Raw genomic sequence first — 26,509 nt, 5'->3', positions numbered from 1 at the left:
TACGGCTTTTTGTCTTTATTCTCTTGTCTCACCTCTCTATTCTAAAAAAGATCAATACTGCCCAATGGCCAGCATCACCAGCGTACAGGCTTCGATGGGTTCGATGCCCTGCTGTTGCAGGTCCCTCTCAAAAGCGGGGTTCTCCGTTCCCGGATTAAAAATCACCCGCCGGGGTTTCAATTTTTTGATGTATTCGTAGAATCCCGTCTGGTTTTTGGGCGAGACGTAGAGGGTAACGGTATCAATATCGTTCAATTCCGGTTGCCCGGTCCGAATGGGATTGCCCCGAACCGTTCCCGACCGCAGACCGAGTAATTCGACGGCATGACCATGCTGCACCAGGCGATTGGCGGCCTTATTGGCATAGCGCTCCGGGTTTTCGGAAGCCCCAATGACTAATGTTTTGCTTTTCATCACTGCTTGTTTTATTCGACTCTTTCCTGAAAACTATCAGGATGATAGTTTAGTTTCTATTTCAAATCCTAATCCGGCTCTGTTGCGTATATACCATTCCGGCCACTCCATCTCAATTGTTACTTTTCTGATCTACTTGCTATGCCAAAAAATGCGCCTATATTTGTTTAACAAAAAATTAAAAATGTTAAACAAAATAAAATTTGTGGGAACGATTAAGTTTGACTAAATTGTTCTCAACTTGTCTATTTCAATGAATTATTGACATTTTCAACCATATTTATCCCCGGCTTCCCTGTCTACTTTGTTAATTGTTCATTCAACAAACACGCCCGATGACTAACCGAATTAGCCTAAACATGCCCGAGAAAAGGACCAGCAATTACTGGAATGAGAAATGGGTGGCGATCAACTTTGAGGGAGTTGAGAACCCACCCCGCTATGAAGTTTCGAATTATGGCCGACTGAAGAGTTTTCAAAACGACCCGAAGGATGGTACGCTCATCAATGGATCGATCATTCAGGGCTATCGTTCGCTCAACATCCGTACCGGCGGAAAAACAATCAACCGGTATTTTCACAAGCTGATTGCCGAACTTTTTCTGAACCGCGAAAGCCCGGAGCAGAAGTACGTCATCCACCTCGACCACGACAAAAAAAACAATCATTTTCAGAACCTGAAGTGGGTAACGAAGGACGAAATGATTGAGCACAACCGCACCAGCCCGAACATTCTGAACCGCGAAATCCCGCGCCGGACCCGGAATTACAAACTGACCGAGTCGAAGGTGAAGATGATCAAAAAGCTACTGAAGAATGAGAAGAACCGCCTGAAAATGATCGCCAAGCAGTTTGGGATTACCCACACCCAACTGAACCGGATCCGTTCGGGTGAGAACTGGAAGCACGTTACGATTGACGATGACGTTCAGGGTGAGAAAAACTAAAGGCGGTTTTTGCCGGGTGTTCAGCGTTGTTAATTGAGTCCGATGCTTTCGCCTTTCAGCCCGCTGCCCGTACCGATGGGCGGAATGTGGGGTAAACTGATAAAAAAGGTGGTTCCTTCCCCGGTTGCGGTTTCAAACCAGATGCTGCCGCCAGCGTGTTCGATCCCGCGTTTGGCAATGGCCAGCCCCAGGCCGGAGCCGCCCTCCTTCGTGCTGAAGTTGGGCAGGAAAATTTTACTGCGAATGGCTTCGGGAACCCCTGCCCCGTTGTCACTGATTTCAATGTTGATGTGATCGTCGGTAACCGTTAGCCGTAGTTTAATAACCGGCTTTCGGTCGGCCGAAACGGATTGCACACTATTGATAATCAGATTGGTAAGGATGCGGCCGATCAGTTGCCGATCGCCCATGACCATCACCGGATACGGGGAGATGTCCCGAATCAGCGTGATTTTTCCATCGTCGGCGTACAGATCGGCGGCTTTGTTGATCACCGAGGTGATCTCGAACAGCTCATTTTTTGGCAACGGCATCTTGGCAAAGTCGGAAAACGACGTGGCAATGTCGCTCAGGTTGTCGATCTGGTCGAGCAGCGTCTCCAGCGTCCGTTGCAGCACCCGCCGGGCCGTCGGATTGTCGGATTGCAGCGTGCGCTGCAGGTGCTGCAGCGTCAGCTTCATCGGTGTCAGTGGATTCTTGATTTCGTGGGCAACCTGCTTGGCCATTTCCCGCCAGGCCGACTGTTTTTCGCTTTGCGACAGCGCCTGTTTTTTCTCTTCCAGTTTCACCAGCATCCGGTTGTATTCGCCAATCAGCAACCCGATTTCATCGTCCGATTTCCAGTCCAGCGGCTCGTTAAACCGGTCGAGGTTGGTTTTGCGGATTTTCTGCGTGATGATTTTGAGCGGTTTGGTCAATACGTTGGAAGCCCAGTAGGAAACGAGCAGGAAGACCATGAACAGACCCGTAAACACGCTCAGTGCCGTGGAAACGACATCGATCATCTGGTGTTCGAGTTCGGGTTCGGAATTGAAATGCGAAACGCCCAGCATGCCCAGCAACGCGCCGTCGTAGGATTTGATGCTGGCATAGGCCGTGCGGTATTGCTTCGTTCCCAGCGACTCGGTCAGCAGAACCTGGTTTTCTTGCCCTTCAGCCAGGTGGATATACGCTTCCGGATTGATCCGTTTCGACAGATGACCGCTTTCGTAGACCAGCGGCTGGGTCGAGCAGAACAGCGTTCCGTTTTTGTCGAAAATACTGATCTCGATATCGTCATCCTGCGTGATTTTCTTCAATTCTTCTTCGAGATACGCTTTGCTGGTTGTTCCCTGCAAAAAGCTGGTCCAGTCGCCCCGGAAATTGGAGCTGATGTTCTTGGCGTTGGTCAGGTAGGTAGTTTGCTGATACGCATCATAATTGGAACTGATTACGCCAAACGTAATGGCGACAACGAGCACCAGCGGTAAAAAGAAGGCTGCGTTGAGGTAGAGTTGCGTTTTAGTCGAGTAATTGATATAAAACCGGGAGAAGCCAAACCGGATGGAATAAATCAGGATCAGAATCAGGATATACAGAATCAGAACCAGATACAGAAAGGAGAAGTTGGAAAAGAGGTTGCGAATCGGGTAGTCTCGGGATGAGATGACGACAATCCGGCCACTTTCGTCCTGCAAACCGACATGTTTGTAATTTTCATGTGAGAGGCCCTGGTCGAACAAAACACTGTCACTCAGCAGGGATGCCGGCAACTTCCGGTCGTAGTTGTATTCCCCCGAATTGTACAGCATTCGCTTTCCGGGGCTGTAAATGGCGTAATTGTAAATTTGTGTTTCGGGGGCCTGAATGAATTTTTTGTCAGTCAGCAGGCCGGGATCCAGTCGTCCGGGCTGATTTCGGGTTAATTTAAGATCGAGCACAACATGCCCCACCCGGTTTTCACCCAGTTTGAAATCGAAAAACTGGACGTATTGCTTGATAAAGTTATTACCGGCGTCGTTGATGAAATAAATACCAGGGTATTGGGTTCGGTAGTGATCCTGCCGGAAACGCTCGGCGTAATTCCGATAATTGGTTTCTGCCGGCGGATTACCCGAGTTGAAAACCATAACATCGATCGAATACCGTTCAAAATACTTATCCAGGTGAACATTTTTGACCCGCTGCTGGATTCGTTCGCGCAGCAGCAGGGTGTCACTGATCATTACCCGCCGAATTTCGGCATCCTGCGTAATGGCAGTTCGTGACTTGTTGAGCAGAAACTCGCCAAAGGCATCATTTTCGACCAGCAACTGTTTGCCAAATTCCCGTTTGTTGACAAGGTCTCTTTTAAGTCCTTGATTGTAAACGACATATGTCGCTACGGACGCACAGACAAAAGCCGTAAAAAACAGGTAGAGGGTGGTTTTATACCGGAATGAATACAGCGCGCGCGGAAAACGGCTCACATACAGCACCATAAAATAAATCCCCTGAATCGCTAACATCCAGGGCATTGGTGTGGAGCTTTGCCAGAAAAGCAAGACCGATAGAATGGTGCCTGTCAGGAACCAGAGCATGCCCCGCCACAGGGTTAGATTCAGGCGGATGAACAGACTGGAAAAAACATACTGAAGCAGAAAGAAAACCGTCGATATGCCGATAAAAACCAGCAGGCAGGCCATTTTTAGGCTGGAAAAGGAAAGGCTGAGCGTAATGTCGAGCGTAAAACCGGATTTCTCGTAGATGGTATTCAGTTCGTGGAAACATCCGTAAAAGACACTATAGCTGAGAGCAACCGTGATCGTCGAAACGACGGCCTTCAATCCATCCGACTGGCGCAGAAGCCAGTAGTAGGAGCGGGTACGGTAAAACGTGCTGGCCAGATACAACGCCAGAATGACCATCACGATGCAGTTCAGCAATTGATCGCCCAGGGAAGGCGCCACCACCGACGAACCGAAATAGCCGGGATTGAACAGATCGGTTTCGAAAAACAAAAAGGGAACGCCAAAATACAGCATCACCGCCCGAAGAACGATCAAATACAGGGCCAGAATCACAAAACCCGCCCCATAATGTCGACTTCGACGTAAATTCAGGGTTCGGCGAACGAGGTAGATGCCCATGAAAAAGACCGATAACAGGGCCAGAATGACCGTGTTGACGGGTGACGTCTGGTTTTGATAGCCCTCCATTTTCGGAGGAATGACCGAAAACAGAAACACTGGCGTCTGGTCATACATGCTTTCGTAAATGCTGCTTTTTTCCACAGAGATTTCCTGCGGTGTCAGCGAAAACAGATCCGGGTTGTATCCCGAGCGCAGATAACCATTTTCAGTCTGGTAATGGCGGTAGACATTGACAAGCGAAAACACCTCCAGCGAATCCGTACCCCGTTTGACAAACTGCCGGCTGACCAGGTATTTGCCCTGCGGAAACGACATGAGCCGGGGGTATAGAATGCTCTTTAGTTGTTGATAATCAGGGATAAAACGGTAGTCGGACCAGTAGAGGAGCTGCCTGTTGCGGAAGATGTAATACGGATATTTCGTTTCCCGGCTCAGGCCGGCAAAGGTGGGTGGTGCTTTCTCCCGAAGCAATTCGCCGACGGCCTGGAGTTCTTCCGAACTGGTGTTCAGTTCATTTTTGATCCGTTCCTGGGTTGTCTGCAAATACTGTTCGTGGGCCGCACTGATTGCGCCCCTTTCCAGCACGGAATAGAAGAAAACTGACAGCCCGAGTGCCAGAATCGATAGAATCAGGAAGATATGCTTGTTGAGTATACTCACAACAAAAATGGATGAAAAGGCTTTCCTTACCTGCTATAACCCCAAAATCATGCCAAAATTTCCGGCATAGTCCCCAGGTCGATTACTGAGGTTCGGATACGGTCTCCTCCGGTTTCTGAATGGTGAAACCGCGTTCGGCCTCCGTATTCTCGTACCCGACTTCAACCCCGAGCACGTAAAGCAGGTGTTTTTTGTCGATGATGACCCGAATGGTATCGATGTCGAATACCTCATCCGCCTGGCCGGGCTGGTCGAAACCCAGCACCCACGATGACCCACAGCCTCCGCCCCGAATGCCAACCCGCAAACCATAGGTGTCCGGGATTTTGTTGGCCCGGAACGTCTCCTGAATCTGATCAATGGCTTGTGGCGTCAAACGAACCGGATTTTTAATCCTTTCAATAAACATACTAAGTAAAAATTCCGTTTGCTGACTGAAATTTACAAACTTTACCCCACAATATAGCCACCCATTGCCAGTTTTCAGAATGTGGCCTTCGCCACCGGCCTGGCAACGCTGCCTGCGGGACAGGCTCCGGTGGTGGATAACGGAAAGCCGATCAACGACGCTTGAAAATTACGTATGGATTTTATTCCTGATTTAGTAAAATTACTGGTTCCGGCCAGTCTGGTTTTGTACGGAATGTATGTAACCGTCAAACTGATGCTCGAACGCGAAGCCGAAAAACAACGTGGCGATCAGAAAAACCGGTATGCCAGCGAGGTAACCCCGTTGCGGCTCCAGGCCTACGAACGAATGGCCCTGTTTCTGGAACGCATCACGCCCGCCAATCTGCTGTTGCGGCTGAGCGGAGAGGCCGTGGTGGCGCTGGATCTGCAACAACTGCTGCTGCGCGAAATCCGGGAAGAATACAATCACAACGTCTCCCAACAAATTTATATGAGCCAGGCTGTTTGGGAAGAGGTGCAGAACGCCATGAATGAGGTGATTATGCTCATCAACGAAGCCGCCGGGCAAGTTTCGCCCGAATCGCCCGCCCTGGAGTTGTCCAAAAAGATTTTCGACATTGTAATCCAGAAGAATAGCCAGCCCACGGCGGCCGGTCTCAAAGCCGTCAAGGATGAGGTGCAGGCGGTTTTTCTGTAACGTATTTACGCACTAAACGGGGCCGCCCGGCGGTTCGTGGGTATTGAGAATTTTGGAGGATAAAACCAGGGCTTCGGCCAGGCGGTTTTGATTAATTCCGGTTTCAATTCCTTCTTTTTCAGCTAAATAAATAATATGTTCCGTTGGTAGATTGCCGGTCAGGTTATCCGACGCCATCGGACAGCCGCCCAGGCCGTGCAAGGCCCCGTCGATGCGCCGAACCCCCGCCCGCAAAGCCGCCCGCACTTTTTCGGTAACCTGCTCCGGTCGGGCGTGCAGGTGGGCGCCGAACTCGATGGCCGGAAACGTGGCCAGCAAATACCGGAACAAGGTCTCGATGCTTTCGGGTGTCGACGAACCGACGGTATCGGAAGGTGCAATGATTTCGATGCCGGTCTGAATCAGCCGTTCTGTAAATTGTCCAATCAACTCGGGATTGTACGGGTCGCCATACGGATTGCCAAAACCCATCGACAGATAGACGACCAACTGCTTTTGGTGGGCAGCGCACAGGTGCTGAATAGCGTCTACCTCCGCAAACGCCTGTTCGATGGTTTTGTTGGTGTTGCGGAGTTGAAACGTTTCGGAGACCGACAGCGGAAAACCGAGGTACTGAATTTCGGGAAACGAAACCGCCTGCTCCGCCCCGCGCACGTTGGCGATGATGGCGAGCAACTTCGTTTGGGTTTCGCTTAGATCCAGACCCGCCAGCACCTCCGCCGTGTCGCGTAGCTGCGGAATGGCTTTAGGGGACACGAAACTGCCAAAATCGAGCGTGTCGAATCCCACCCGCAACAGCGCGTTCAAATACCGGATTTTGTCGGCTGTCGGAATAAAACCGGGAAGGCCCTGCATTGCGTCGCGTGGGCATTCGATCAATTTAAACGAATTCATGGGTGCAAGATGGTAGAATTGAACGAAAGGTAGCCGGTTCAGAACCGGTAATTGCCGTTCAATGTGTAGTTTTGCGGTTTTTACAAAAAAAAGAATCGAACTGCTTTTCCGTCGCCGGTGTTATTTCACGTACCCCCGACGCGCCGGTCGCAGGTACGTAACAATCAGAAGAACAACAAATGCTCTATCCCGATTCATTTGAACAAAAATTAGGTTTCGATAAAATCCGCGACTTGCTGCGGCAGGCTTGTATCAGCCCGCTGGGGCAGTCGTATGTTGATAAAATCCGGTTTTCCGATAATTTCCAACTGATCGACAAAATGCTCCGGCAGGTGGCCGAGTTCAAGACCATCGTGCAGTATGAACCGGAATTTCCGTCGTCCAATTACCTCGACATTCGTCCGCAACTGGCCAAAGTCCGGATCGAAGGCATGATGCTCACCGAGGAAGAGTTTTTTGACCTGAAACTAACGCTTCGAACCATTCAGTTGTGCCTGCGGTTTCTGGCGGGAAAAGAAAAAGAAGTCTACCCGTATCTGAACGAACTCGCCGACGCCATCACGGTGGACAAAAAGCTGACCGAAGCCATCGAGCGCGTCATCGACGACCGGGGCCACGTCCGTGATAATGCCTCACCCGAACTCGCTACCATTCGCCGTCGCATCATCTCGGAACAGGCCGGTTTGCGCAAGAAGCTGGACGGAATCATGCGAAACGCCCGCCAGCAGGGCTGGATGCCGGACGATATTTCGCTCACAATCCGAAATGGCCGCGTCGTGATTCCGATTTCGGCCGAACACAAACGGCGGTTGAAGGGCTTCATCCACGACGAGTCGGCCACGGGGCAGACGGTTTTTATCGAACCGGCGGAGGTTTTCGATGCCAACAACGAAATCCGCGAGATGGAGTATGAAGAACGGCGCGAAGTGGCCCGCATCCTGCGCGAGCTGACCGCCCTGCTTCGTCCCTACCTGCCTGAATTACAACGCGCTACTACGTTCCTAGGACTGATTGACTTCATTCGGGCGAAAGCCAAGTTTGCCCTGCAAATCGACGCCGGGATGCCGAAACTGGTCAATCAGCCGCTGGTCGACTGGCTCCAGGCGCGGCATCCGCTGCTGCATCTGTCGTTTCAGAAACAGGGTAAAAAAGTGGTTCCGCTCAATTTGCTGCTTGATTCGGGCCAGCGGATTCTGATTATTTCGGGACCCAACGCGGGCGGGAAGTCGGTGGCGCTCAAGACGATTGGCCTGCTGCAATACATGATCCAGAGCGGTTTGCTGATTCCGGTGATTGAAGGCTCCACGGCGGGGGTTTTTCAGAATCTGTTCATCGACATTGGCGACGAGCAATCGTTGGAAAACGACCTCAGTACCTACAGTTCGCACCTGACCAGCATGAAGGCGTTTGTAACGTTTGCAAACCGCAAAACGCTGTTTCTGATCGATGAGTTTGGTACCGGAACCGAACCTGGTCTGGGCGGGGCCATTGCCGAAGCCATTCTGGAAGAACTCACCAAATCGGGTGCTTATGGCGTTGTGAACACGCACTACACCAACCTCAAACTTTTTGCCGACAAAACGACGGGGCTGGTCAACGGCGCGATGCGGTTTGACGGCGAACACCTCGAACCACTGTATGAACTCGAAATTGGCCGACCGGGTAGCTCGTTTGCGTTCGAAATTGCCTCGAAAATCGGACTGCCCAAACCGCTGATCGACCGGGCCAAGGAAAAGCTGGGTTCGCAGCAGGTGAACCTCGAAAAACTGCTGAAAGAGCTGGACATCGAGAAGCGGGTGTTTGCCGAAAAAAACATGGAAGTCGGCATCAATCAGCGCAAACTGGCCCAGCAACTGGCCGAAACCAACGCCTTGAAAACCCGGCTCGACAACGACCAGAAACGGTTGCTGAACGAAGCCAAGCAAAAAGCCAAAGCCCTGGTGGCCGAGGCCAATCAGCGGATTGAAAACACCATTCGGGAAATCAAGGAAAACAAAGCCGAGCGGGACATGACGCGGCTGGTTCGGCAGGAACTGGAGCAGTTTGACAAAAAAGAACTGAAGCCGGAAACGCTGGTGGAGGAAGTACGTAAAAAACCGGAAAAGGTCGAGCCGGAGGAATTTTTGCCCGAATCCGGGGCCATCGCCGTGGGCAGTTTCGTGCAGATCAAAGGGCAATCGACCATTGGCGAGGTGCTGGCGTTGCGCGGAAAAGACGTCGAAATTCGGATTGGCGACCTGAAATCAACCATCAAGCTCAACCGGCTGGAGAAAGTCAGCCGGAAAGTCTACCGCGAAGCCGTTGGCGAAACCGCCCGGCCTAAAATGCAGGGAATCGACCTGAACGAGAAGATGATGAACTTTAGCTTCAACCTCGACATTCGGGGGCAGCGGGGCGAAGAAGCGATGGTGGAACTGGACAATTTTATCAACAACGGCCTGATGCTGGGCTACGCCGAACTCCGGATCGTGCACGGCAAAGGCGACGGTATTCTGCGGACGCTGGTGCGGAATCACCTGCGAACCTTCCCGCAGGTCACGTCCATGCAGGACGAGCACGTCGACCGGGGCGGGGCTGGGGTGACGGTGGTGAAGATGAAATGATACGTTCAGATACCTTCGTAGATCTCTGCCAGCGACATTGTAACCCCCAATTTCTCCAACTCGATTTTGGCGTCCAGACCGTCATAAATCGTGTATTTCCAGAAATCGGCCGAGCGTTCATAGAGTTCAACGCAGTAGTGCTTTTGAGACACGAGCAAATAATACTGGAGTGACGGGATTTTGAAGTATTCAAGTCGTTTTTCGCGGATGTCGTACCGTTGTGTAGATTCGGAAACTACTTCGATCAATAGGCTGGGCGATTGCACAACGGTTTCTGAATCATCGGCCAGATCGGCGGGTTCGCAGGTGTAGATCACGTCAGGATAGACGTATTTTTCGCCGGTTTTCAGTTTTTGCTTAACGCTTTCAGAGTAAACACTGCATCCTTTCTTTTTTGCAACGGCTCGTAATGCAAAGGTTGCATTTTGAACGATCGTGTTGTGCCTTTTGGTCGTTCCGGCCATCGCAAAGACTTCGCCATCAACGTATTCATAGCGAATGCCTTCTTCTCTTTCCAGTGCTTCGTATTCCTCGAAGGTGTATATTTTCTTCTCTGTCCCCGTGACCATCGAAAATTCGTAATTTCTTGCTTCCATAAAAATAATGAATACTTGGTAAACAGTCTCATACTAGGACGGTTTAGTACCCGACAAGTAACGCAACACGATGAAAAAAGGAGGATTGATTGCGCTGGGCCTGCTGCTGATCGGCTTTATCGGTGCCTATATCTGGTACCAGCGTCAGCAGAAACGGGCGGCCGATGAACCCCACGGAACCGTGTTGGTCCCCCGGCTGGAATTGGCCTCTTTCCTGATTACCGACATCGACGACGATCAGCTTACGATGAACATGAAGCTGCTGATCGACAATCCGTTGCCGGTCGGTTTCAAAGCAAAGCGCGTCGATTATGAAGTGTATATCGACACGGCACTGGTGATGAAAGACAGCTACCGCAAAACCGTCGAACTGGAGGCTGGTGACAGCACCCTGGTTACGCTTCCGGTCAAGCTGCTCTACAAGCGGTTTACGAATATTCTGAAGCAGTTGGACCGGCAAAACGTCGATAGCACGGTGTATACGATTCGGTCCACCTTCGATCTGGACGTGCCGGTGTTGGGACAGCGGACGTTTTCGGTCAAAACTGACAAAAAACTGCCAACGCTCTATATTCCAACTGTTCAACTAACTGACATCCGGTTTGGTAAAATCGGTTTTAAAGAAACTGAGCTGGCCGTTAAAGCCGACATCAGTAACCGCAACAAAATCCCGTTCAGTTTCAAAGAGTCGCAGTATGTGGTCAGCATCGATGGCGATGTCATTGCGGAAGGGAGCCAGCCCGAACCCATCCTCATCAAGGAACAGTCCGTTACGCCCGTGGTTTTTCCGGTGACGCTCAAACCCGGAAAATTCGACAACGTCGCCCTGAAGGCGTTGTTCGACAAGAAAAATACCACCTTTCTGGTAGTCTTCCGGAGTAAGCTGATTAGCCCGGATGGTAACAGCGCCCTGGACGATAGCCGAATCGTAAACCGCATCAAAGGCACCCTGGCGGACCTCAAGGAACTGAAAAAGTGACGGGCGGAGTTTCCGCCGTGTTGGAAAAAAGCGTTTCTTTACTCGTTATTTCATCGCTGCGCTGCGCTTCGTATTCCTAACGATTGTATGAATTTCAAACGCTTTCTTCCTCATTTAGTCGCCGTCATTGGGTTTGCGGTTCTGGCCGTCCTGTATTGCTCGCCCGTTTTAAAGGGCAAACGATTGAACCAACACGATATCATTCAGTCCGTTGCGGCCGGTCGCGAAGTGGTCGACTACCACAAACAAACCGGCGAATGGGCCTGGTGGACCAACAGCATGTTCGGCGGAATGCCCGCCTACATGATTTCCGGCGACTATCCCACCAGCCTCACCCACAAACTCGGTCAATATATCAATTTGCTGCTTCCCGATCCGGCTAATTACATCTGGCTGATGATGGTGGGCGGTTTTGTGCTCATGCTGGCGTTGGGCGTCAACGTCTGGCTGTCGGCCCTGGGAGCCATTGCCTATAGTTTTGCGTCTTATACCCTGCTGAGTCTGGAAGCGGGTCACGTTTCAAAAATCCTGGCCCTGGCCTACGCGCCGGGCATTCTGGGGGGCGTCATCCTGGCCTTGCGGGGCCGATACCTCGCCGGGGCTGCGCTGGCAGCTTTGTTTCTGGGGCTTGAACTCTACGCCAACCACGTGCAGATTACGTATTATCTGGCGTTTGGCATCATCATTTACGTCCTGATCGAGAGCGTGGTCGCCATCCGCGAAGGGCGCATCCGCCAACTGCTGCTGGCGTTGTCGGCACTGGGCGTTGCGGCAATTCTTGCCGTTGGGACGCATACCACCCGGCTCTGGAATGCCGCTGATTATGTGACCGTCACCACGCGTGGAAAATCCGAACTGACCATAACACCCAAAGCGGAACCCGGTGCCCCTGCGGCTGCATCCACGACGCCGGAAGACGGTTTGGGGAAAGACTACGCGTTTCAGTACAGCTATGGCATTGGCGAAACCTTCACGCTTCTTATTCCCAATTATGCCGGTGGCCCTTCCGTCAGTTCGCTCACGACGGACTCGGAGACCTACAAAAAAATGACCGGCATCGGCGTCGATCCGGGCAATGCGCAACAGTTTGTGCAGCAATTGCCGATGTATCACGGAAATCTGTATAGCCAGAGCGGCCCGGCCTATGCGGGTGCCATCGTCATTTTTCTGTTCGTACTCGGTTTGCTGATTGTTCCCGGTCGGCTGAAATGGTGGGCGCTCGGCATCGCTTTTCTGTACATCGCCTGGGCGTGGGGCAAAAACTTTCCAGCCTTCAATTACGCCTTTTTCGATTATTTCCCGGCTTTCAACAAGTTTCGGGCGGTCACGATGACGCTCACGCTGGCGCAGTTGCCACTGGTGCTGCTCGGCATTCTGGCCCTGAAAGAGATTGTAGACAGAAAATATTCAGCGGCTCAACTCAACCGCCCGCTGCTGATCAGTCTGGGCGCAACCGCCGGTTTCTCGCTGCTGATGGCCCTGGCACCCACGGTTTTTCAAAGCTTTCGGGGAAACAACGACGAGATGATGCTGAATAATCTGGAACAGGGTCTGCAAAGTAAACCACTGGCCGAACAGGTGATTGCCGCGATGGTCGACGACCGCATCGGTATGTTGCGTTCCGACGCGTTCCGGTCAGCCATTCTGATTTTGCTGGTGGGCGGGCTGATCTGGCTGTTTGTCCGGGATCGCATCAAACCGCTTGTTTTCTACCCGGTTTTGCTGGCGCTGATGATTTTTGACCTCTTCAACGTCGACAAGCGGTATTTCAATAACGATGATTTTGTGAGCAAACAGGCCATTCAGGAAACGATTACGCCAACGGCCGCCGACGAGCAGATTCTGGCCGACAAAGCCCTCGATTTCCGGGTGCTCGACCTCACCGCCAGTTTCATGAGCGACGCCAAAGCGTCGTATTTCCACAAGTCGCTGGGGGGCTATCACGCGGCCAAACTGCGCCGGTACCAGGAGTTGGCGGAGTTTCAGCTTTACCGGAATTTGCGGGAACCCCAGTCGGCACCCAATGCGATGAACGTCATCAACATGCTGAATACGAAGTATTTCATCACCCAGCTTCAAACCGCTAACCCGCAGCAGGCACCGGGGCCGCCGGTGGCGCAACGGAATCCGGGGGCGCTGGGCAATGCCTGGTTCGTGGAGACTTACCGGCTGGTACCGAATGCCAACGAGGAAATGAAAGCCCTCGATAGCCTGAATACCGCCAAAGCCGCCGTGGTCGATCAGCGGTTTGCCGAACAGTTGACCGGGCTGAAAATCCAGCCCGATTCGGCGGCCAATTCGATTCGCCTGACCAGTTACAAACCCAACGAACTGATCTACGAAAGCAACGCAACCAGCGAGCAACTGGCGGTTTTCTCCGAAATCTATTACAACGTTCGCGGGGAGTGGCAGGCCACCATCGATGGCAAGGAAGTGCCGCACCTGCGGGCGAATTACGTGTTGCGGGCGATGCGCGTTCCGGCCGGAAAACACACGATTGTTTTCAAATTTGATCCGGTTTCGATCCGCGTCGGTAAAGTGGTCGATCTGGTGTGTTCGTTATTGATCATCGCGTTTATCGGAACGGCGGTTTTTATCGAAAACCGGAAAAAACCGGTATAAAAATCGGAGCGAGGTCGGTTTAAAACGCTTTTCGATACCGTTTAAACCGATCAGAAATGCCGTTAGGCATGACCATTTTGTAGCAGAGGCCTGGAAGAAAAACCTGCAAGTTCCGTAGGAACGGCCCATTTAGTGCACTAGTCAAATGAATCGTTCCTACGGAACTTACTATTTGGTAACGTAGTGCAATTTCTACAAAATGGTCATGCCTACCGGCATTTCTGATCAGTTTAGACCATCTTTTCTACAAAATGGTCATGCCTTACGGTATTTTTGGCCGGTTTAAACGGCAATGATGGCTGAAGCATTCTTCATTTTTTGGGTCAACTGACGGATCGAAACCAGATGCCCGAGCAAAACCAGTGGCACCACCAGGCCGGGCAAACCCACAAACGGGAATTTCAATACGCCAACGTTGGGTTGATCGAAGGCCAGTTTTTGAAAGGGGGTGGGGGCCGAAACGATGGCATGACCGACAATATTCAACAGGAGAACCAGCGCCAGGAGGTTCCAAATCAGGAGCTTCCGGTGGTCGGCTGGTCGGTTTTTCGAAGCCCAGTAACCCGCCAGTGGAGCCGTGATGCCCGCCAGAATATCGAAATTGCGTCCCTCGAACGTCATGACTTCCGGAATTTGCTGATAAACGAATAAACCGTACAACGCCAGTTCCACCGGAATCCGGACCGTGTTCAGAAACGTCAGCGTTGGAAGCGGCAACCGATCCAGAAAAGCACGTCCGGGTTTCGTGAGAAACAACCCCAGAATGACCAGCAGCGGTGGGCCAATCGCCAGCAAAAACCGGGGCGGCACGGCGTCGATGTTCAGGAAAAACTGACGGTGGGCCAGCACCAGCAAAACCGTCAGCCAGAATAGCATACCCATGAGGATAAAACCGGCTTTGGTCGGGACGGCTTGGCGAAGGGCGGTATAGAAAACCGCTAAGGTGAGGATCAGAATTCCGCCGAAACAGAGGCTCAGCCAGAGGGGCGGATTGTCGGAAAGGTGTGACAGATTGCGTAGCATCGTTGATGACCATTTTTTGGTTGGATGCTGCAAAGCAAGGCGGCAAAAACGGTTTTTGGAACGGTTTACGAGCCCGATTCAACGAATGGTACGGAAACCGGGGATGAAAGGTCAGCCCGTGGTCAGCGGTTGCAGCCACTTCTTAAACTCGGCGTTCCGGTAGCGGCTGACCGTCACGGTTTCTTCGGGCTGGTTCCGGTGCAAAGCCGGGGTCAGCGTCACCCGGAGCTTGCGGTTGCTGTCGTCCTGCACCGTTCGGATGGCCGCCAGCGACACGATAAACTGGCGGTTCAACTGGAAAAAATAGCCTTCGGGGAGTAAACTTTCCAGCCGGGAAAAAGAGTTGTAATTCGTAGTCAGTTGCTGTCCATCGGTTTTGACCAGCAGCACCACGCCCTGCGTCGAGAAGAAATAGGCAATTTCGTCGGGGCGCAACCGGAACTGGCGGGAACCGGCATCGATCAAAAGGGCAGCATCAAAAACCGGTTGAACAGGCGGTTGCACGTGGTTTAATCGGAGATTAATGGCTTCCGTCGCCGATTGTTTTTCGAGCCGGAATGCCTGGAGCAGATACAGCCCGACGTAGCCGCCGTTGACCAGTGTGGCAATGGTGATGCAGACAAATATACCGGAGGTGAGGTGAACCGAATTGGGCCAGAAACCGGAATACAGCCGGATGGCGCCGGGGAAAACCACCGAAAACGTCAGCAACGTGACCAAACCGCCGACCAAAAACTGACGCCCGATGCGTCGGGCCGGGTTGTAGGAAAACGGCAACCGGCGGTCGAAATGCCGGAAAATGAGTACATTGACCGACCAGCACGACAGCATGACGGTGGCAACCGTCAGAAAATAAGCCGTCGGAAAGCGATAGGCCGACTGCCACGGAAAATGCCGGTAAAAAACGACGTGCGACGCGATCGTTGCCAGAAGCGGGACCAGAATCAGCAGCAAAAAACCGTGTTGTCGGCGGCTTAACGGCTCCATGATGGTTTCAATTGTCTTTTGTACTATAAAAACAGAACGGCTCACGGCCGTTGATCATCAAACTAAAAACGCATGGAGCCGAACGAAACCGCCCCGAATGCTGATAAACTCGACCGCATCATCGACGCCCGCATGAAGCTGAAACGCCGGTTTGAGGAAGCCATTCAGAATACCCCGTCGATGACCGACGAAAAACCGCTGGGGTCCGGACCGCCGAACCGCCACGGGATGCCGAAGATACCAAAAAGCCAGACGGTTACGAAAAAATGGCCGGTTCTCGACCTGGGCTACCAACCAAACATTCCGCTGGACAAGTGGCAGTTGGCCATCGACGGCGAAGTTGAGCAGCCGATTCGGCTGAAATGGGCAGATTTCATGGCGCTGCCCCAAACGGAGGATGTGAGCGATTTTCACTGCGTAACGACCTGGTCGAAGCTGGATGTGCCGTGGGTGGGCGTCCGGTTTGCGGATCTGGCTGCGCTGGTGATGCCGAAAGAAACCGCTACGCACGTCATGTGTTACGGTTTTGATGGGTACTCGACCAACATCGCGCTGGAAGAAGCCCTCAAATCCGACGTGCTGCTGGTTCACACCGTTGAGGGGGAGCCGCTTCCGCTCGAACACGGCGGGCCGGTTCGCATGATTACGCCCCAGCTTTACGCCTGGAAAGGCTCCAAATGGATCAAACGCATCGAGTTTCTGGCCGGGAACCGCCTGGGCTTCTGGGAAGAACGTGGCTATTCCAACACGGCCTATCCGTGGCGGAATGATCGGTATAGTTAAAGACGATCCGGCGGCTTTGCACGGGGTCGACGGATCGTTACCACCCGGAAAGAGGCCGGTTTTGTTAGCCCTTAGCTTCCGAACTGACAGTCAATCGCTGAATGGTCATCAGGTCCAGATGCGCGGCTAGCTGGTGCTTGCTTCTGAAGGTGGCAATTTCCGTCAGGTGGCCGGTAGTTTCATCATAACACATTTCAGCATAGAAATCATTGAGCTGGTAAAGATGATGAACGTAACCACGGTCTGCCCAACGGAGTAGCGATACTCCCCACAAAATCAAGGCACCCTGTTTAATGAGCAAGGGTTGCAAATCGTAGTCTTCCGGTGAAATATACATGGGCTTTGGGTTAGTATGGACAGATGTGTTAGTCCGACAAACTAACCCTTTGTCGGGCCAATGTCCTAAAATGATCCGTAGACAAAGTGTGTACAGGGGTTGTACTATTTTTACTGTCAGGAGGTTACTGAAGACGTAATCGCCATTTTTTTGTACAGGCGGGTTTTGGCCCGGCGCACGCTGGCCGGATCAATGTTGAGTAAAGCGGCAATTTCTTTCGTCGAGAGATTGATGTGGAAATAGGCGTAGAGCCGGATTTCATACTTAGTCAGAGAAGGGTGTTTCGCCAGCAGGTTTTCAAAAAAATCCGGGTGAACCTGTTCAAAATGAATTTTAAATTTCGCCCAGTCGGCATCCAGATACTGGCTGCTTTGCAGGATCGACTCGATCCCTTTCAGCCCCTGCTGGCTTCCCGTCGGAAACTGTTTATTCAGTTTCAAGAGCTGCGATTTGAGGTCAGAAAGTAACTCGTTTTTCTGAACCAGATACAGGGTCGTGGAGGCTAGCTCCCGTTGGTTGGTATCCAGCCTTTCCTGTAGCCATTCGTTTCTGGTTTTTTCGTGCCGGATATCCGCACTGATTTTCTGGTTTTCGAGTTCGCTCAACCGGTGCTTCAATTCCATTTCCCGCATATCGAACCCAAGCTGTTGCGTTTCGATTTTCCGGGCAATTAATTCTTTCTGAATGGTTTTGGTTCGGGCAATGAGGGCTATCGAGAAGGCGAGAGCCTGCGAAAGAATGGCCAAATCCGGCAGAAACAACGCATCGGTGTTCGAGTAAGTGACAAAGACGTGGTATAAGGCAATGCCCAGCATGAACGCGAGCGGAAGAATATTGGCCAGCAGGAAAGGCCGGGCTGCCGGGAGTCCGCGGACGTAGCCGAGGATACAGGCGCTCATGATTCCGCCAATTACCAGCAGTGAAACAATATTATGGTACCACAAGGTATAGTTTTCTAGATAAACCCAGCAACTGTTGATGATCACAATGGCAAGCGACAACAGGCTGTAGCCATACAAACCGTATTTGAGAGCAGCATCCAGTCGCGGTAATGCAATGGACGTATTCAGGTAAGCTCGTGTCAGTTGCACCTGGCCATACAGAATCAAAACAATGCCAAGATGCTGCAGCAAATGACCCAGATCAAAATAGTTGAATTGACCCTCCGCCGAAAACCCCACGGTGAAAACCGGACAGGGAAAAAGAAGTTGAAAAAACTGTTTGAAATCCGTAAGATAAACCATCCCGCCCACCTGCGAAAGCAGGTAATAAAGAACGATTTTATCCCTGAAGTTAAAGTAGATAAACAGGTTGTTTAAAAAAAACAGAAACAACACCGTCAGCGACGTAATCCAGGTGATGAGCATCAGGTTGTACCGACGGTCGGTTGTCGCCTTTTTCTCAAGGAGTATCGCCGGTTTGATTGCCTTCGGCACTGCCTGAAATAAGGTTAAATCAACTTTTATATACAGAGTCGTTGCGGTTTTTCCCGTGGCTAAGAAGGCTAGCAAACTCCGGTTCCGGCGTTTCGGATAGGGAATAGTGACCCCGGCCTGGTGGGAAATCCACTGCCCGGCATTGGCGTCAAAATAGTACAGCGTATTGTTCAGTGATGGAATTACGGTCAGGTTATACGGTTCGTCGTAATAAGAAGGGTTGATTATGACCAACTTAAGCCAGTATTGAGGGGAAGTCGAAGGGCGGAGCGAATCGCCGGTTATGAAGCGAAGTGTCGTATCGGTACGGATTTCATCCAATGAATACCCCTGATCGGGCAAAACCGCGTAGCTGGTAATTTGGGCAGCAGAGCGATTGGTCAGGGTGTAGGGCGGCTGGGCCAGGACGCACTCGGTACTGAATAAAAAAACAACAAACAGAAACCTGTTCTTCAAGGATAGCTGATTTGTCAACTCCCGAAAAGCCACTGAGTCAGTTGCCCGGAAAGCGGTCTCATACGCCTTGTTGAACCCATTGGTACGCCTGAAAGACATGCTTGTGACGGTGCTAAAGTTGACAGAACCGCTTTTAAACGGAATTGCCCCTAAACTTAACGCCGGACACAATGAAAAGTCCAACTATTTTCTGATAAATTTAAAAGGGTACCTATAGCCGGTTTGCGCCAGAGAGAAGGTTTGTGACACAATCAACGAACGGGCAACACGTCCGACCTTTAATGTAACCAGCCTATTGTCCGCAATTTAAAACCGAAAACCCTGCGGTTTTGTCGTCTGTGCACAACAAAACCGCAGGGTTTTATCAGTCCGGAGTCCGCAGCGGTTTTCTCCGTTCAACTCCGCAAAACCGCTTTCTTTCTTCAAATGCTATTCTCCATAAATGCGTAACACAGCATGTGGCAGATCGTCATGTGGGCGTCTTCCACGCGGCCGTAGTGAACCGAGTCAATGGCGATCACTTCGTGGGCGAGGTCGGCGAGGGTGCCGCGTTTGCCGCCAACGAGGGCCACCGTCGTCAGTTCGTGCTCGTTGGCCCACTGCACGGCTTTCACCAGGTTGGGCGAACTGCCGCTGACGCTCATCGTCAGCACCAGATCGCCGGGCCGGGCGTAGTTTTGCAACTGCCCCACAAACACATCATCGTAGGAATAATCGTTGCCGAGGGCCGTAATCCAGGCGGTATTGTCGTTCAGCGACAGGCAGCGAAACCGCTTGCCGAGCCGGTCGGAGGCTCCTTTTCCCAGATCCGTAATGAAATGGGAGGCATTGGCCGCACTACCGCCGTTGCCAAAAACAAAAAACTGGCGGTCTTCTTCCCAGCAGGTTTTCAGCAGCTTGACGATGCGCTCCACGCGCGCAACCGGAATGGAATCGATAGCGGCCTGATGATGAGCAAGATACTGTTCAAAATACGTTTGCATACCAAGTATAAGATTGAAATAGTAGAGGGTTGTTGAACCGAACGAACGCCCGGTTAGTCATTTATAAGCTCAATGCGCCAATGGGCACGGTATTTTCGCCCAGTTCCGCCAGCCGGATCGCCGGGCCGGGTTGAAAAGCGCCCATCAAATAGGCGGGCAACCGTTTCTCGACCGCCGACCGCAGGGGTTCACCGGTCAGCGACAGGCCACCACCCAGCACGATGACGTCCGGATGCAACAGATGTACGACGTGTGAGAGTCCAAACGCCAGATCGTCGGCCAGTCGCCCGAAGATTCGCCGGGCCGTCGGGTCGCCCCGGTCGAATGCTTCCCGTAAAAACCGGGCTTCACCGGTTTGTGCCGGGCCAACCATTTGTTTCAGAATCGAGTCCGGGGGCAGATTGGTCAGCGCTTCGCGGATTTCGCGGTCAACGGCCCAGCCGGAACAGACCGACTCCAGGGTGGTGCCGGTTTTATCGAGCCGAATGTGACCGATTTCGGTTTCGCCCGGTGGCATTCCGTGGTAAATTTGCCCGTCGATCACCAGGCCACCCCCAACGCCACTGCCGAGGGTTACGTAGAAAACCTGCCGGAATGCGCGTCCGGCACCGTGCAGGGCCTCGCCCAAAGCCGCCACATTGGCGTCGTTTTCCACCCGAATCCGTGGGGCCGATGTCCGTTGCCGCAGCCATTCGCCCAGACCAAAACCGGCCCAGCCTTCGATCTGGTGGGAGGTCGCGATCCGGCCGGTTTGGGTGTCGACTGGTCCGCCAAACCCAACGCCAATGGTTTGAATGGGTTCGGGAAGTTGCTGGAGGGTGTCGTCGATGTGGGCTAAAATTCCGGCGGCCCCGCGGGACTGATCGACCATAAACCGGAAATGGTGTCGAAGGGTGGTTGCTTCACCCGCTACAAGTTGCAGTTTGGTACCGCCAATTTCAATGCCAAGATTCATTCTGTTGGGCGAAACTCAATCCGCCATGCGTAGGAATAGATGGTCAGGCGATGTGTCAGAAACACAGTCGTCCGGCAAAGTAAAGAAGAAAAAAATTACCGGAGGGTATCATTTCTGAAGATGGGGATAATTTCGTCGGGTGAGCGCCGGAAGCTGGATGCCGGGGCCATTTTGCCAGGCGTCGGCCCCCGAAACGGGCGGGCGTCCCAGAATGTCGGATCGCAACTGCCGCTTTTCTGCCGTTGAGACCTTCAATCGCTTGTCGCGGGTTTGCAGCAGGCCGGGGTCGATCTGGCCGTCTCTCGTAAAGTCCATCACCAGCGCCGGGCCACCGAAGGGAAGCGACGAGTCCTGATCGGTGTGCCAGAGTTGCCAGGTTTTGCCATACCGCGTAACCAGCGTACTCATCAGATCGTGCTCGGCCTTTGGGCTTAAACCGGGAGCCACCAGCATCCCGCTTTTCACGTTGTAGCGGTAGCTATGCCAGAGTTTTTTTTCATCGTCCGGCAGGGTTTTAAACAGGCGCTCCGAAATGACGTATTCCACACCCATCAATTTGGCATTCGCCCCGTTGCCGTCAAAAATAACGCATTGCGTCAGGTCTTCGCTGAGCGTACTGCAATAGTGATGGGCCTCGAACTGGCTGGCCCGCCGACCGTTGTAAAATTGAAATTTGTTGAGATAAAGCGCCAGTTGCTGTGCGGGGTTCGTCGGTTTTTGTGCGGTTTTAGTCTTGGCCCGACCTGTTTCGGACGAAGGGGTTGAGGGTGCACCGGATGACGTATCGTCTCCTCCACAAGCCAGTAGCAGGACCGCTCCCAGTACATAAAACCCCAATTTGATCATTGTGACAGAAAAAAATGCGTTCCTCTACAAACATCACAACTTTCGTTCGCAGGATTTGTTCGAGGTAATTTTGCCGGGGAAGTTACTTTTTTGGAAAAGATATGCGATTGCCAGGGCGGTTTAATTTTTTATATGAGGAGGTTGTTGTTTGTATATAAAATCGATTGTGACTAGTTTAAATGAAAAGGTTGTCGGTCCTGCTGGATGATTTTAGAGTTATAAATCAGGCCCAGTATCAGCAAACCGATCACAATAGCGACGGCAATCTGGAGAGAGGAGATGAGGTTAAATTGCGAGGATTCTGTTTTTGATTCCTTAACCAGGCTCTGACCCTCAGTATATTGGATTTGCGTTAGTTCATTCAGACAAGCAATGGCCCGTTGAAACGTTTGGGAGCCTTTGCCGTTGAACAATTTACGGCCCGCTTCTTTATTTCCGGATTCGCTCAGGTGAAGAATACGGTTTTCGAGGATCGCATAGTCACTAACCCGGTTTTTAAAATCGTGCAGACTTTTGGCTTCTTCCGTAATCAGAAAAGTCTTTTCAAAATTCCGGATGAGTGAATCGATCGACTGGTTTTGTGTTTTAAGTTGGGCTTTGATTTCGGCCGGAGTGGAAGGAGTGGATGCCATGAGGTGTTTCTCCACCACAAGCCGTTTGATGTACAGATTTTCGATTAAATGAACCATATCGACTGCCGGAATAAGCCGATCCTTGTAGATGGAAGAGAAGGATTTATCGATGTCGTTGATGTTGCTGCGGGAAAGAAACGTGCTCAGGACAATCAATACCATAATTCCGCTCAGAAGAAGTGCGGCCTTCATTTTTTGCTGAATAACAAATGACCATTTCATATCCCGTACAGACTAAATTTTGAGGGTAATACCGTTCCCCTATTCTCTACTAATTAACGAAAATAAGATTTTTTCTATATACTTTTTCATCCTTGCTGTAGGGCGTCATTGATAGGACTTTCGCTTTTTGTCCCCAACCCCCTAATTTACAGAACTTAACAGCCCTGCCCTGAAAGGGGGCTTGGACGCGGATTAATTCGGATGCTAAAAGTTCTCGAATAAATAACCGCCGAAGTAAATGTTTATCAGCCCACCGCTTTAGCGGTGGGCTGATAAGCCACAACGTGAATCCGGCGGTTATTTCGTTTAAATCAATGAGGGGATTGAGGAGTAAAAAGTCAAAGCGCTAACAAAGTTTGAGCGCTGATTCTGTTTCAACGGGCCTAAATTTGGTGGAGACAGAACGTTGGAGACATTGGATTTTCTCCTACTTTTAACGTATAGATTCCTAGACCCTTATGATTTGTTCTCATGTACAAACTCCTGTTGTTCATCCCTTTCGTTTTTGCCATTCTTGCCATAACCCAACCGGATCCTGCGGCACGAATTTCGCCCACTTCATCCATTCAGGACACCACGAAGATTGACCGTGAGTATGCGCTGGAAGCGAACATGACCGGTTTTTTTAGCAAAAACGGCGCCCGAAATCCCACCTTACGGGCCAACAAAGGCGACCGGGTTCGCATTACGATTACCAACGGCGAGACGATGACGCACGACATTGCGCTGGAAAAACTCAAGGTGAAAAGCAAGACGATCCTCGAAAAAGGATCCAGCACCAGCATCACGTTTACGGCCGGACAGAATGATACGTATTACTGCTCCGTTCCGGGCCACCGGGCCGCGGGAATGGTGGGAGCCATCGAGGTGGTGGAGGGCGTGATTTCGGACGCCACCATTGCCGGACAAGTGCCGATGAAGGACGGCCAGCCGCTCAACCTGAATTTTGAAACCGGCACGCTGAAAGACTGGACGGCCACGGGCGACGCATTTGCCAACCCACTCTTTGACGCCGATCCGTCGCCGGTGCACGAAAAGGAAATGAACATCGGTTTTGAAGGCAAGTATTTCCTAAGCAGCGGAGGAACGGCGAACTACAAACAAACCGGCACGCTGACTTCCGTACCGTTCAAAGTGACCCAGCCGTTTGCGGCTTTCCGGGTGTCGGGCGGGGCGTTGCAGGATACGCGCGTCGAACTCGTTCAGGCGGCAACCAACAAGATTATTTACCACATTACCGGACAGGGCCGGGCCACGCTCCAACCCGCCGTCGTGGATCTGCAGCCGTATCTGAACCAGGATATTTTCATTCGGATTATCGACAATGAAACCGGTATTTCCCAGATTCCGTATATTCCGAACGACAAGTGGGCGCACATCAATTTTGATGCGTTTCTGTTTTATCCCACCCGTCCCACCTTTCCGAACGAGCTGGATCAGAAGGACATCATCATTCTGCCACCCCTCGATCCCGTCCTACACGCCGGGCTGTCCGGTACGGAAGCGGCTAAGGTGATGACCCTGCCGAAAGGATTTAAAATTACGCTGGCAGCCGCCGAACCCGACATCATCAAACCGATCTGTTTCACCATCGACTGGCGGGGGCGGCTTTGGGTGGTCGAATCCCACACGTATCCGGTTCCGGCACCCGAAGGCCAGGGCCGGGACCGCATCCTGATTTTTGAAGACACCAACGGCGATGGAACGCTGGATAAGAAAAAAGTTTTTGCCGAAGGACTGAACCTCGTCAGTGGGATGGAAGTGGGCATGGGGGGCGTATGGCTGGGGGCGGCACCCTATCTGCTGTTCATTCCGGCGGATTTCAAAACCGATAAACCAACCGGTCCGGTCCAGAAACTGCTCGACGGCTGGGGTACGCAGGATACCCACGAAACCCTCAACAGCCTGCGCTGGGGTCCCGATGGCTGGCTGTATGGCAACCACGGCGTCTTTACGCACTCGAACGTCGGAAAACCGGGCGCACCGGATTCGGAGCGGACCAAACTGAACGCCGGGGTCTGGCGGTATCATCCGACCAACCACCAGTTTGAACTGTTTGCCGAAGGCACCAGCAACCCCTGGGGTATCGACTTCAACGACTACGGACATGCCTTTATCACGGCCTGCGTCATTCCGCACATGTATCACATGATTCAGGGCGGGCGGTATTTCCGGCAGGCCGGTAAACATTTCAATCCGTATACCTACGACGACATCAAAACCCACGCCGATCACGTTCACTGGCTGGGCAAACGGGGACCTCATGCCGGCAATTTCCGGTCGGCGGCAGCGGGAGGGGGGCACGCCCACGCCGGGGCCATGATCTACCTCGGCCATAGCTGGCCGCAGGAATACCGCAACGATATTTTTATGAACAACATCAACGGCGCCCGGCTGAACCAGGATCATCCGACCCGCTCCGGATCGGGCTATGTGGTGAAACACAAACCGGATTTTCTGGCCATGAACGATTCGTGGTCGCAGTGGCTGAACATGAAATACGACCCCAGCGGATCGGTTTTTGCCATCGACTGGTATGATAAGAACCAGTGCCACAGCGCCAACCCGGATGTGCACAACAAAACGATGGGCCGGATTTTCAAGATTACCCACGAGAATGACAAATGGGTGCAGGTCGATCTGTCGAAAGCGTCGGATCTGGAACTGGTAAATCAGCAGCTCAATCCGAACGAGTGGTATGTCAGACAGGCGCGCACGATTTTGCAGGAGCGCGGCCCCAACAAGAAAGTACACAAAGCGCTGAAGGAAATACTGACTAAAAACCCGGACGCTACCCGGAAACTCCGGGCGCTGTGGGCGCTGCACGTCACGAAAGGGCTGACCGAAAAAGAGCTGGCAGACCTGCTTGCCAATGAGAGCGAGTACGTCCGAAGCTGGGCGATTCAACTGCTGGCGGAGGACAAAACCGTGTCGCCGGAAACCCTGAAACGCTTTGCGACCCTGGCCCGGAATGACAATTCGGCCCTGGTGCGGCTATACCTGACCTCGGCGATGCTGCGTCTGGAACCGGCGCAGCGGTGGGACGTGCTGGAAGCCCTCGTTCAAAAAACCGAGGATAAAGACGATCCTAACCTGCCGCTGATGGTGTGGTATGCCGCCGAACCGCTGGCTATTGTGGACGCCAAACGGCTGCTGCAGATGGCCGAGAAAGCCAAGCTCCCGAAAATCATGCCGTATGCGGTTCAACGCATTGGTGCCATTGGGTCGAATGACTCGAAAAAAGTGCTGAAAGAACTGAACGGGCGGTTGGGAAAAATGGAGCATTCGCACGAGAATCACGAAATTCAGCAGGTGCTGGCGAAGGCACTGGAGGATTAATTCCATCCAAAAACCGATGGTACTTTACCAGCGTTTTCTTTGACTGGATCAATTCGCGATTTACCGGGAGTGGAAAAGTAAAATATACCGCCTACATTCATCATAAATTTCATTTGAACGTATGCGGGTTGTCTTTCTATTGGTTGCGCTTGGTGTTGCCCTGGTTTTTTATTTGAGTTGGGTACCGAATCCGGATATGGCGTTGGTCTGGTTTGTACCGGACTGGATCGCGAACTGGACCGACGCCCGGGCCAATGGCGATTTACGCACGGCGGTTCCCTTCGTGTTTCTGGGGCTGATCACGGGTATCTGGCTCTTTCGCCTACGGAAATCGCCGGTTTGGTGGTTGGCAACGCTGGTGGGCCTCACCGGTATTGCGGCCATTGCGGAAGCGGGACAGATCACGATGCCACACCGGCACTTTAGCTGGGCCGATATTGGTTGGGGCGGTGTTGGATCACTCCTTGGTCTGCTGGTGGCCTATGGAGGGATGCAAACTTTGAAATGGCTGAAAGTGAGTCTATAATGTGGAAGTAGTAAGTCTGATGACGATTCCGGCTGGCCGCAGAAGAATAAC

Annotated in this window: 21 protein-coding genes; 8 read left to right on the top strand and 13 right to left on the bottom strand. The window is 52.2% G+C overall.

Annotated features, from left to right (window positions below; genetic code table 11):
• Positions 1–51: 51 nt before the first annotated feature.
• On the bottom strand, positions 52–414 hold the full coding sequence (locus ACO064_RS08145; RefSeq protein WP_421826893.1) for a CoA-binding protein: 363 nt from the start codon (positions 412–414) through the stop codon (positions 52–54).
• A gap of 359 nt (positions 415–773) precedes the next feature.
• On the opposite strand from ACO064_RS08145, the gene ACO064_RS08140 reads away from it, so the two are divergent.
• Positions 774–1,361, top strand: a complete 588-nt coding sequence (locus ACO064_RS08140; protein ID WP_421826892.1) for an HNH endonuclease — start codon at positions 774–776, stop codon at positions 1,359–1,361.
• Between the two features lie 29 nt (positions 1,362–1,390).
• Here ACO064_RS08140 and ACO064_RS08135 read toward each other — a convergent pair whose 3' ends face one another.
• On the bottom strand, positions 1,391–5,131 hold the full coding sequence (locus ACO064_RS08135; RefSeq protein WP_421826891.1) for a sensor histidine kinase: 3,741 nt from the start codon (positions 5,129–5,131) through the stop codon (positions 1,391–1,393).
• An 82-nt stretch (positions 5,132–5,213) separates the two neighbouring features.
• Entirely contained in the window at positions 5,214–5,507 is a 294-nt protein-coding gene (locus ACO064_RS08130) for a HesB/IscA family protein (protein WP_421826890.1), read from the bottom strand.
• 207 nt (positions 5,508–5,714) lie between these two features.
• Between ACO064_RS08130 and ACO064_RS08125 the strand changes: the two genes are divergently transcribed.
• Positions 5,715–6,239: a hypothetical protein gene (locus ACO064_RS08125; RefSeq protein WP_421826889.1), complete on the top strand. Its 525-nt coding sequence runs from the start codon at positions 5,715–5,717 to the stop codon at positions 6,237–6,239.
• A gap of 12 nt (positions 6,240–6,251) precedes the next feature.
• Here the strand turns inward: ACO064_RS08125 and ACO064_RS08120 are convergent, their stop codons facing one another.
• Complete coding sequence (locus ACO064_RS08120) at positions 6,252–7,133, bottom strand: hydroxymethylglutaryl-CoA lyase (RefSeq protein WP_421826888.1); 882 nt, start codon at positions 7,131–7,133, stop codon at positions 6,252–6,254.
• A 179-nt stretch (positions 7,134–7,312) separates the two neighbouring features.
• On the opposite strand from ACO064_RS08120, the gene ACO064_RS08115 reads away from it, so the two are divergent.
• Positions 7,313–9,736, top strand: a complete 2,424-nt coding sequence (locus tag ACO064_RS08115) for an endonuclease MutS2 (protein ID WP_421826887.1) — start codon at positions 7,313–7,315, stop codon at positions 9,734–9,736.
• Between the two features lie 5 nt (positions 9,737–9,741).
• On the opposite strand, the gene ACO064_RS08110 is transcribed toward ACO064_RS08115, so the two are convergent.
• Complete coding sequence (locus ACO064_RS08110) at positions 9,742–10,332, bottom strand: Uma2 family endonuclease (protein ID WP_421826886.1); 591 nt, start codon at positions 10,330–10,332, stop codon at positions 9,742–9,744.
• Positions 10,333–10,402: 70 nt separating this feature from the next.
• Between ACO064_RS08110 and ACO064_RS08105 the strand changes: the two genes are divergently transcribed.
• Both ACO064_RS08105 and ACO064_RS08100 read left to right on the top strand, forming a co-directional pair.
• On the top strand, positions 10,403–11,311 hold the full coding sequence (locus tag ACO064_RS08105) for an LEA type 2 family protein (RefSeq protein ID WP_421826885.1): 909 nt from the start codon (positions 10,403–10,405) through the stop codon (positions 11,309–11,311).
• Between the two features lie 87 nt (positions 11,312–11,398).
• Complete coding sequence (locus ACO064_RS08100) at positions 11,399–13,933, top strand: YfhO family protein (RefSeq protein WP_421826884.1); 2,535 nt, start codon at positions 11,399–11,401, stop codon at positions 13,931–13,933.
• Positions 13,934–14,215: 282 nt separating this feature from the next.
• Here the strand turns inward: ACO064_RS08100 and ACO064_RS08095 are convergent, their stop codons facing one another.
• Both ACO064_RS08095 and ACO064_RS08090 read right to left on the bottom strand, forming a co-directional pair.
• Positions 14,216–14,956 carry a hypothetical protein gene (locus ACO064_RS08095; protein ID WP_421826883.1) on the bottom strand — a complete coding sequence of 247 codons (741 nt, stop codon included), beginning with the start codon at positions 14,954–14,956 and terminating at the stop codon, positions 14,216–14,218.
• A 111-nt stretch (positions 14,957–15,067) separates the two neighbouring features.
• Complete coding sequence (locus ACO064_RS08090; RefSeq protein WP_421826882.1) at positions 15,068–15,943, bottom strand: LytR/AlgR family response regulator transcription factor; 876 nt, start codon at positions 15,941–15,943, stop codon at positions 15,068–15,070.
• A gap of 72 nt (positions 15,944–16,015) precedes the next feature.
• Between ACO064_RS08090 and ACO064_RS08085 the strand changes: the two genes are divergently transcribed.
• On the top strand, positions 16,016–16,726 hold the full coding sequence (locus tag ACO064_RS08085) for a sulfite oxidase-like oxidoreductase (RefSeq protein WP_114408835.1): 711 nt from the start codon (positions 16,016–16,018) through the stop codon (positions 16,724–16,726).
• A gap of 64 nt (positions 16,727–16,790) precedes the next feature.
• Here ACO064_RS08085 and ACO064_RS08080 read toward each other — a convergent pair whose 3' ends face one another.
• From ACO064_RS08080 to ACO064_RS08055, 6 genes are all read right to left on the bottom strand, one after another.
• Positions 16,791–17,063: a hypothetical protein gene (locus ACO064_RS08080; protein ID WP_421826881.1), complete on the bottom strand. Its 273-nt coding sequence runs from the start codon at positions 17,061–17,063 to the stop codon at positions 16,791–16,793.
• Positions 17,064–17,179: 116 nt separating this feature from the next.
• Positions 17,180–18,955 carry a 7TM diverse intracellular signaling domain-containing protein gene (locus ACO064_RS08075; protein WP_421826880.1) on the bottom strand — a complete coding sequence of 592 codons (1,776 nt, stop codon included), beginning with the start codon at positions 18,953–18,955 and terminating at the stop codon, positions 17,180–17,182.
• Positions 18,956–19,377: 422 nt separating this feature from the next.
• Positions 19,378–19,938, bottom strand: coding sequence for a D-sedoheptulose-7-phosphate isomerase (locus ACO064_RS08070; RefSeq protein ID WP_421826879.1), 561 nt, complete (start codon positions 19,936–19,938; stop codon positions 19,378–19,380).
• 61 nt (positions 19,939–19,999) lie between these two features.
• Positions 20,000–20,893 carry an ROK family protein gene (locus tag ACO064_RS08065; protein ID WP_421826878.1) on the bottom strand — a complete coding sequence of 298 codons (894 nt, stop codon included), beginning with the start codon at positions 20,891–20,893 and terminating at the stop codon, positions 20,000–20,002.
• Positions 20,894–21,001: 108 nt separating this feature from the next.
• Positions 21,002–21,739 carry an OBAP family protein gene (locus ACO064_RS08060; protein WP_421826877.1) on the bottom strand — a complete coding sequence of 246 codons (738 nt, stop codon included), beginning with the start codon at positions 21,737–21,739 and terminating at the stop codon, positions 21,002–21,004.
• Positions 21,740–21,909: 170 nt separating this feature from the next.
• Positions 21,910–22,593, bottom strand: coding sequence for an MCP four helix bundle domain-containing protein (locus tag ACO064_RS08055; RefSeq protein WP_421826876.1), 684 nt, complete (start codon positions 22,591–22,593; stop codon positions 21,910–21,912).
• Between the two features lie 471 nt (positions 22,594–23,064).
• Here ACO064_RS08055 and ACO064_RS08050 point away from each other — a divergent pair, with 471 nt between their 5' ends.
• Both ACO064_RS08050 and ACO064_RS08045 read left to right on the top strand, forming a co-directional pair.
• Positions 23,065–25,932: a PVC-type heme-binding CxxCH protein gene (locus ACO064_RS08050; RefSeq protein WP_421826875.1), complete on the top strand. Its 2,868-nt coding sequence runs from the start codon at positions 23,065–23,067 to the stop codon at positions 25,930–25,932.
• 121 nt (positions 25,933–26,053) lie between these two features.
• Positions 26,054–26,458 (top strand): hypothetical protein, encoded by a 405-nt coding sequence (locus ACO064_RS08045; RefSeq protein ID WP_421826874.1) that lies wholly within the window; start codon positions 26,054–26,056, stop codon positions 26,456–26,458.
• Positions 26,459–26,509: the final 51 nt, after the last annotated feature.

It is taken from the genome of Larkinella sp., assembly GCF_965227735.1.
GTDB lineage: Bacteria > Bacteroidota > Bacteroidia > Cytophagales > Spirosomataceae > Larkinella.
The sequence above is the reverse complement of the archived record's forward strand: the minus strand, read 5'-3'. Positions and strand labels throughout refer to the sequence as shown.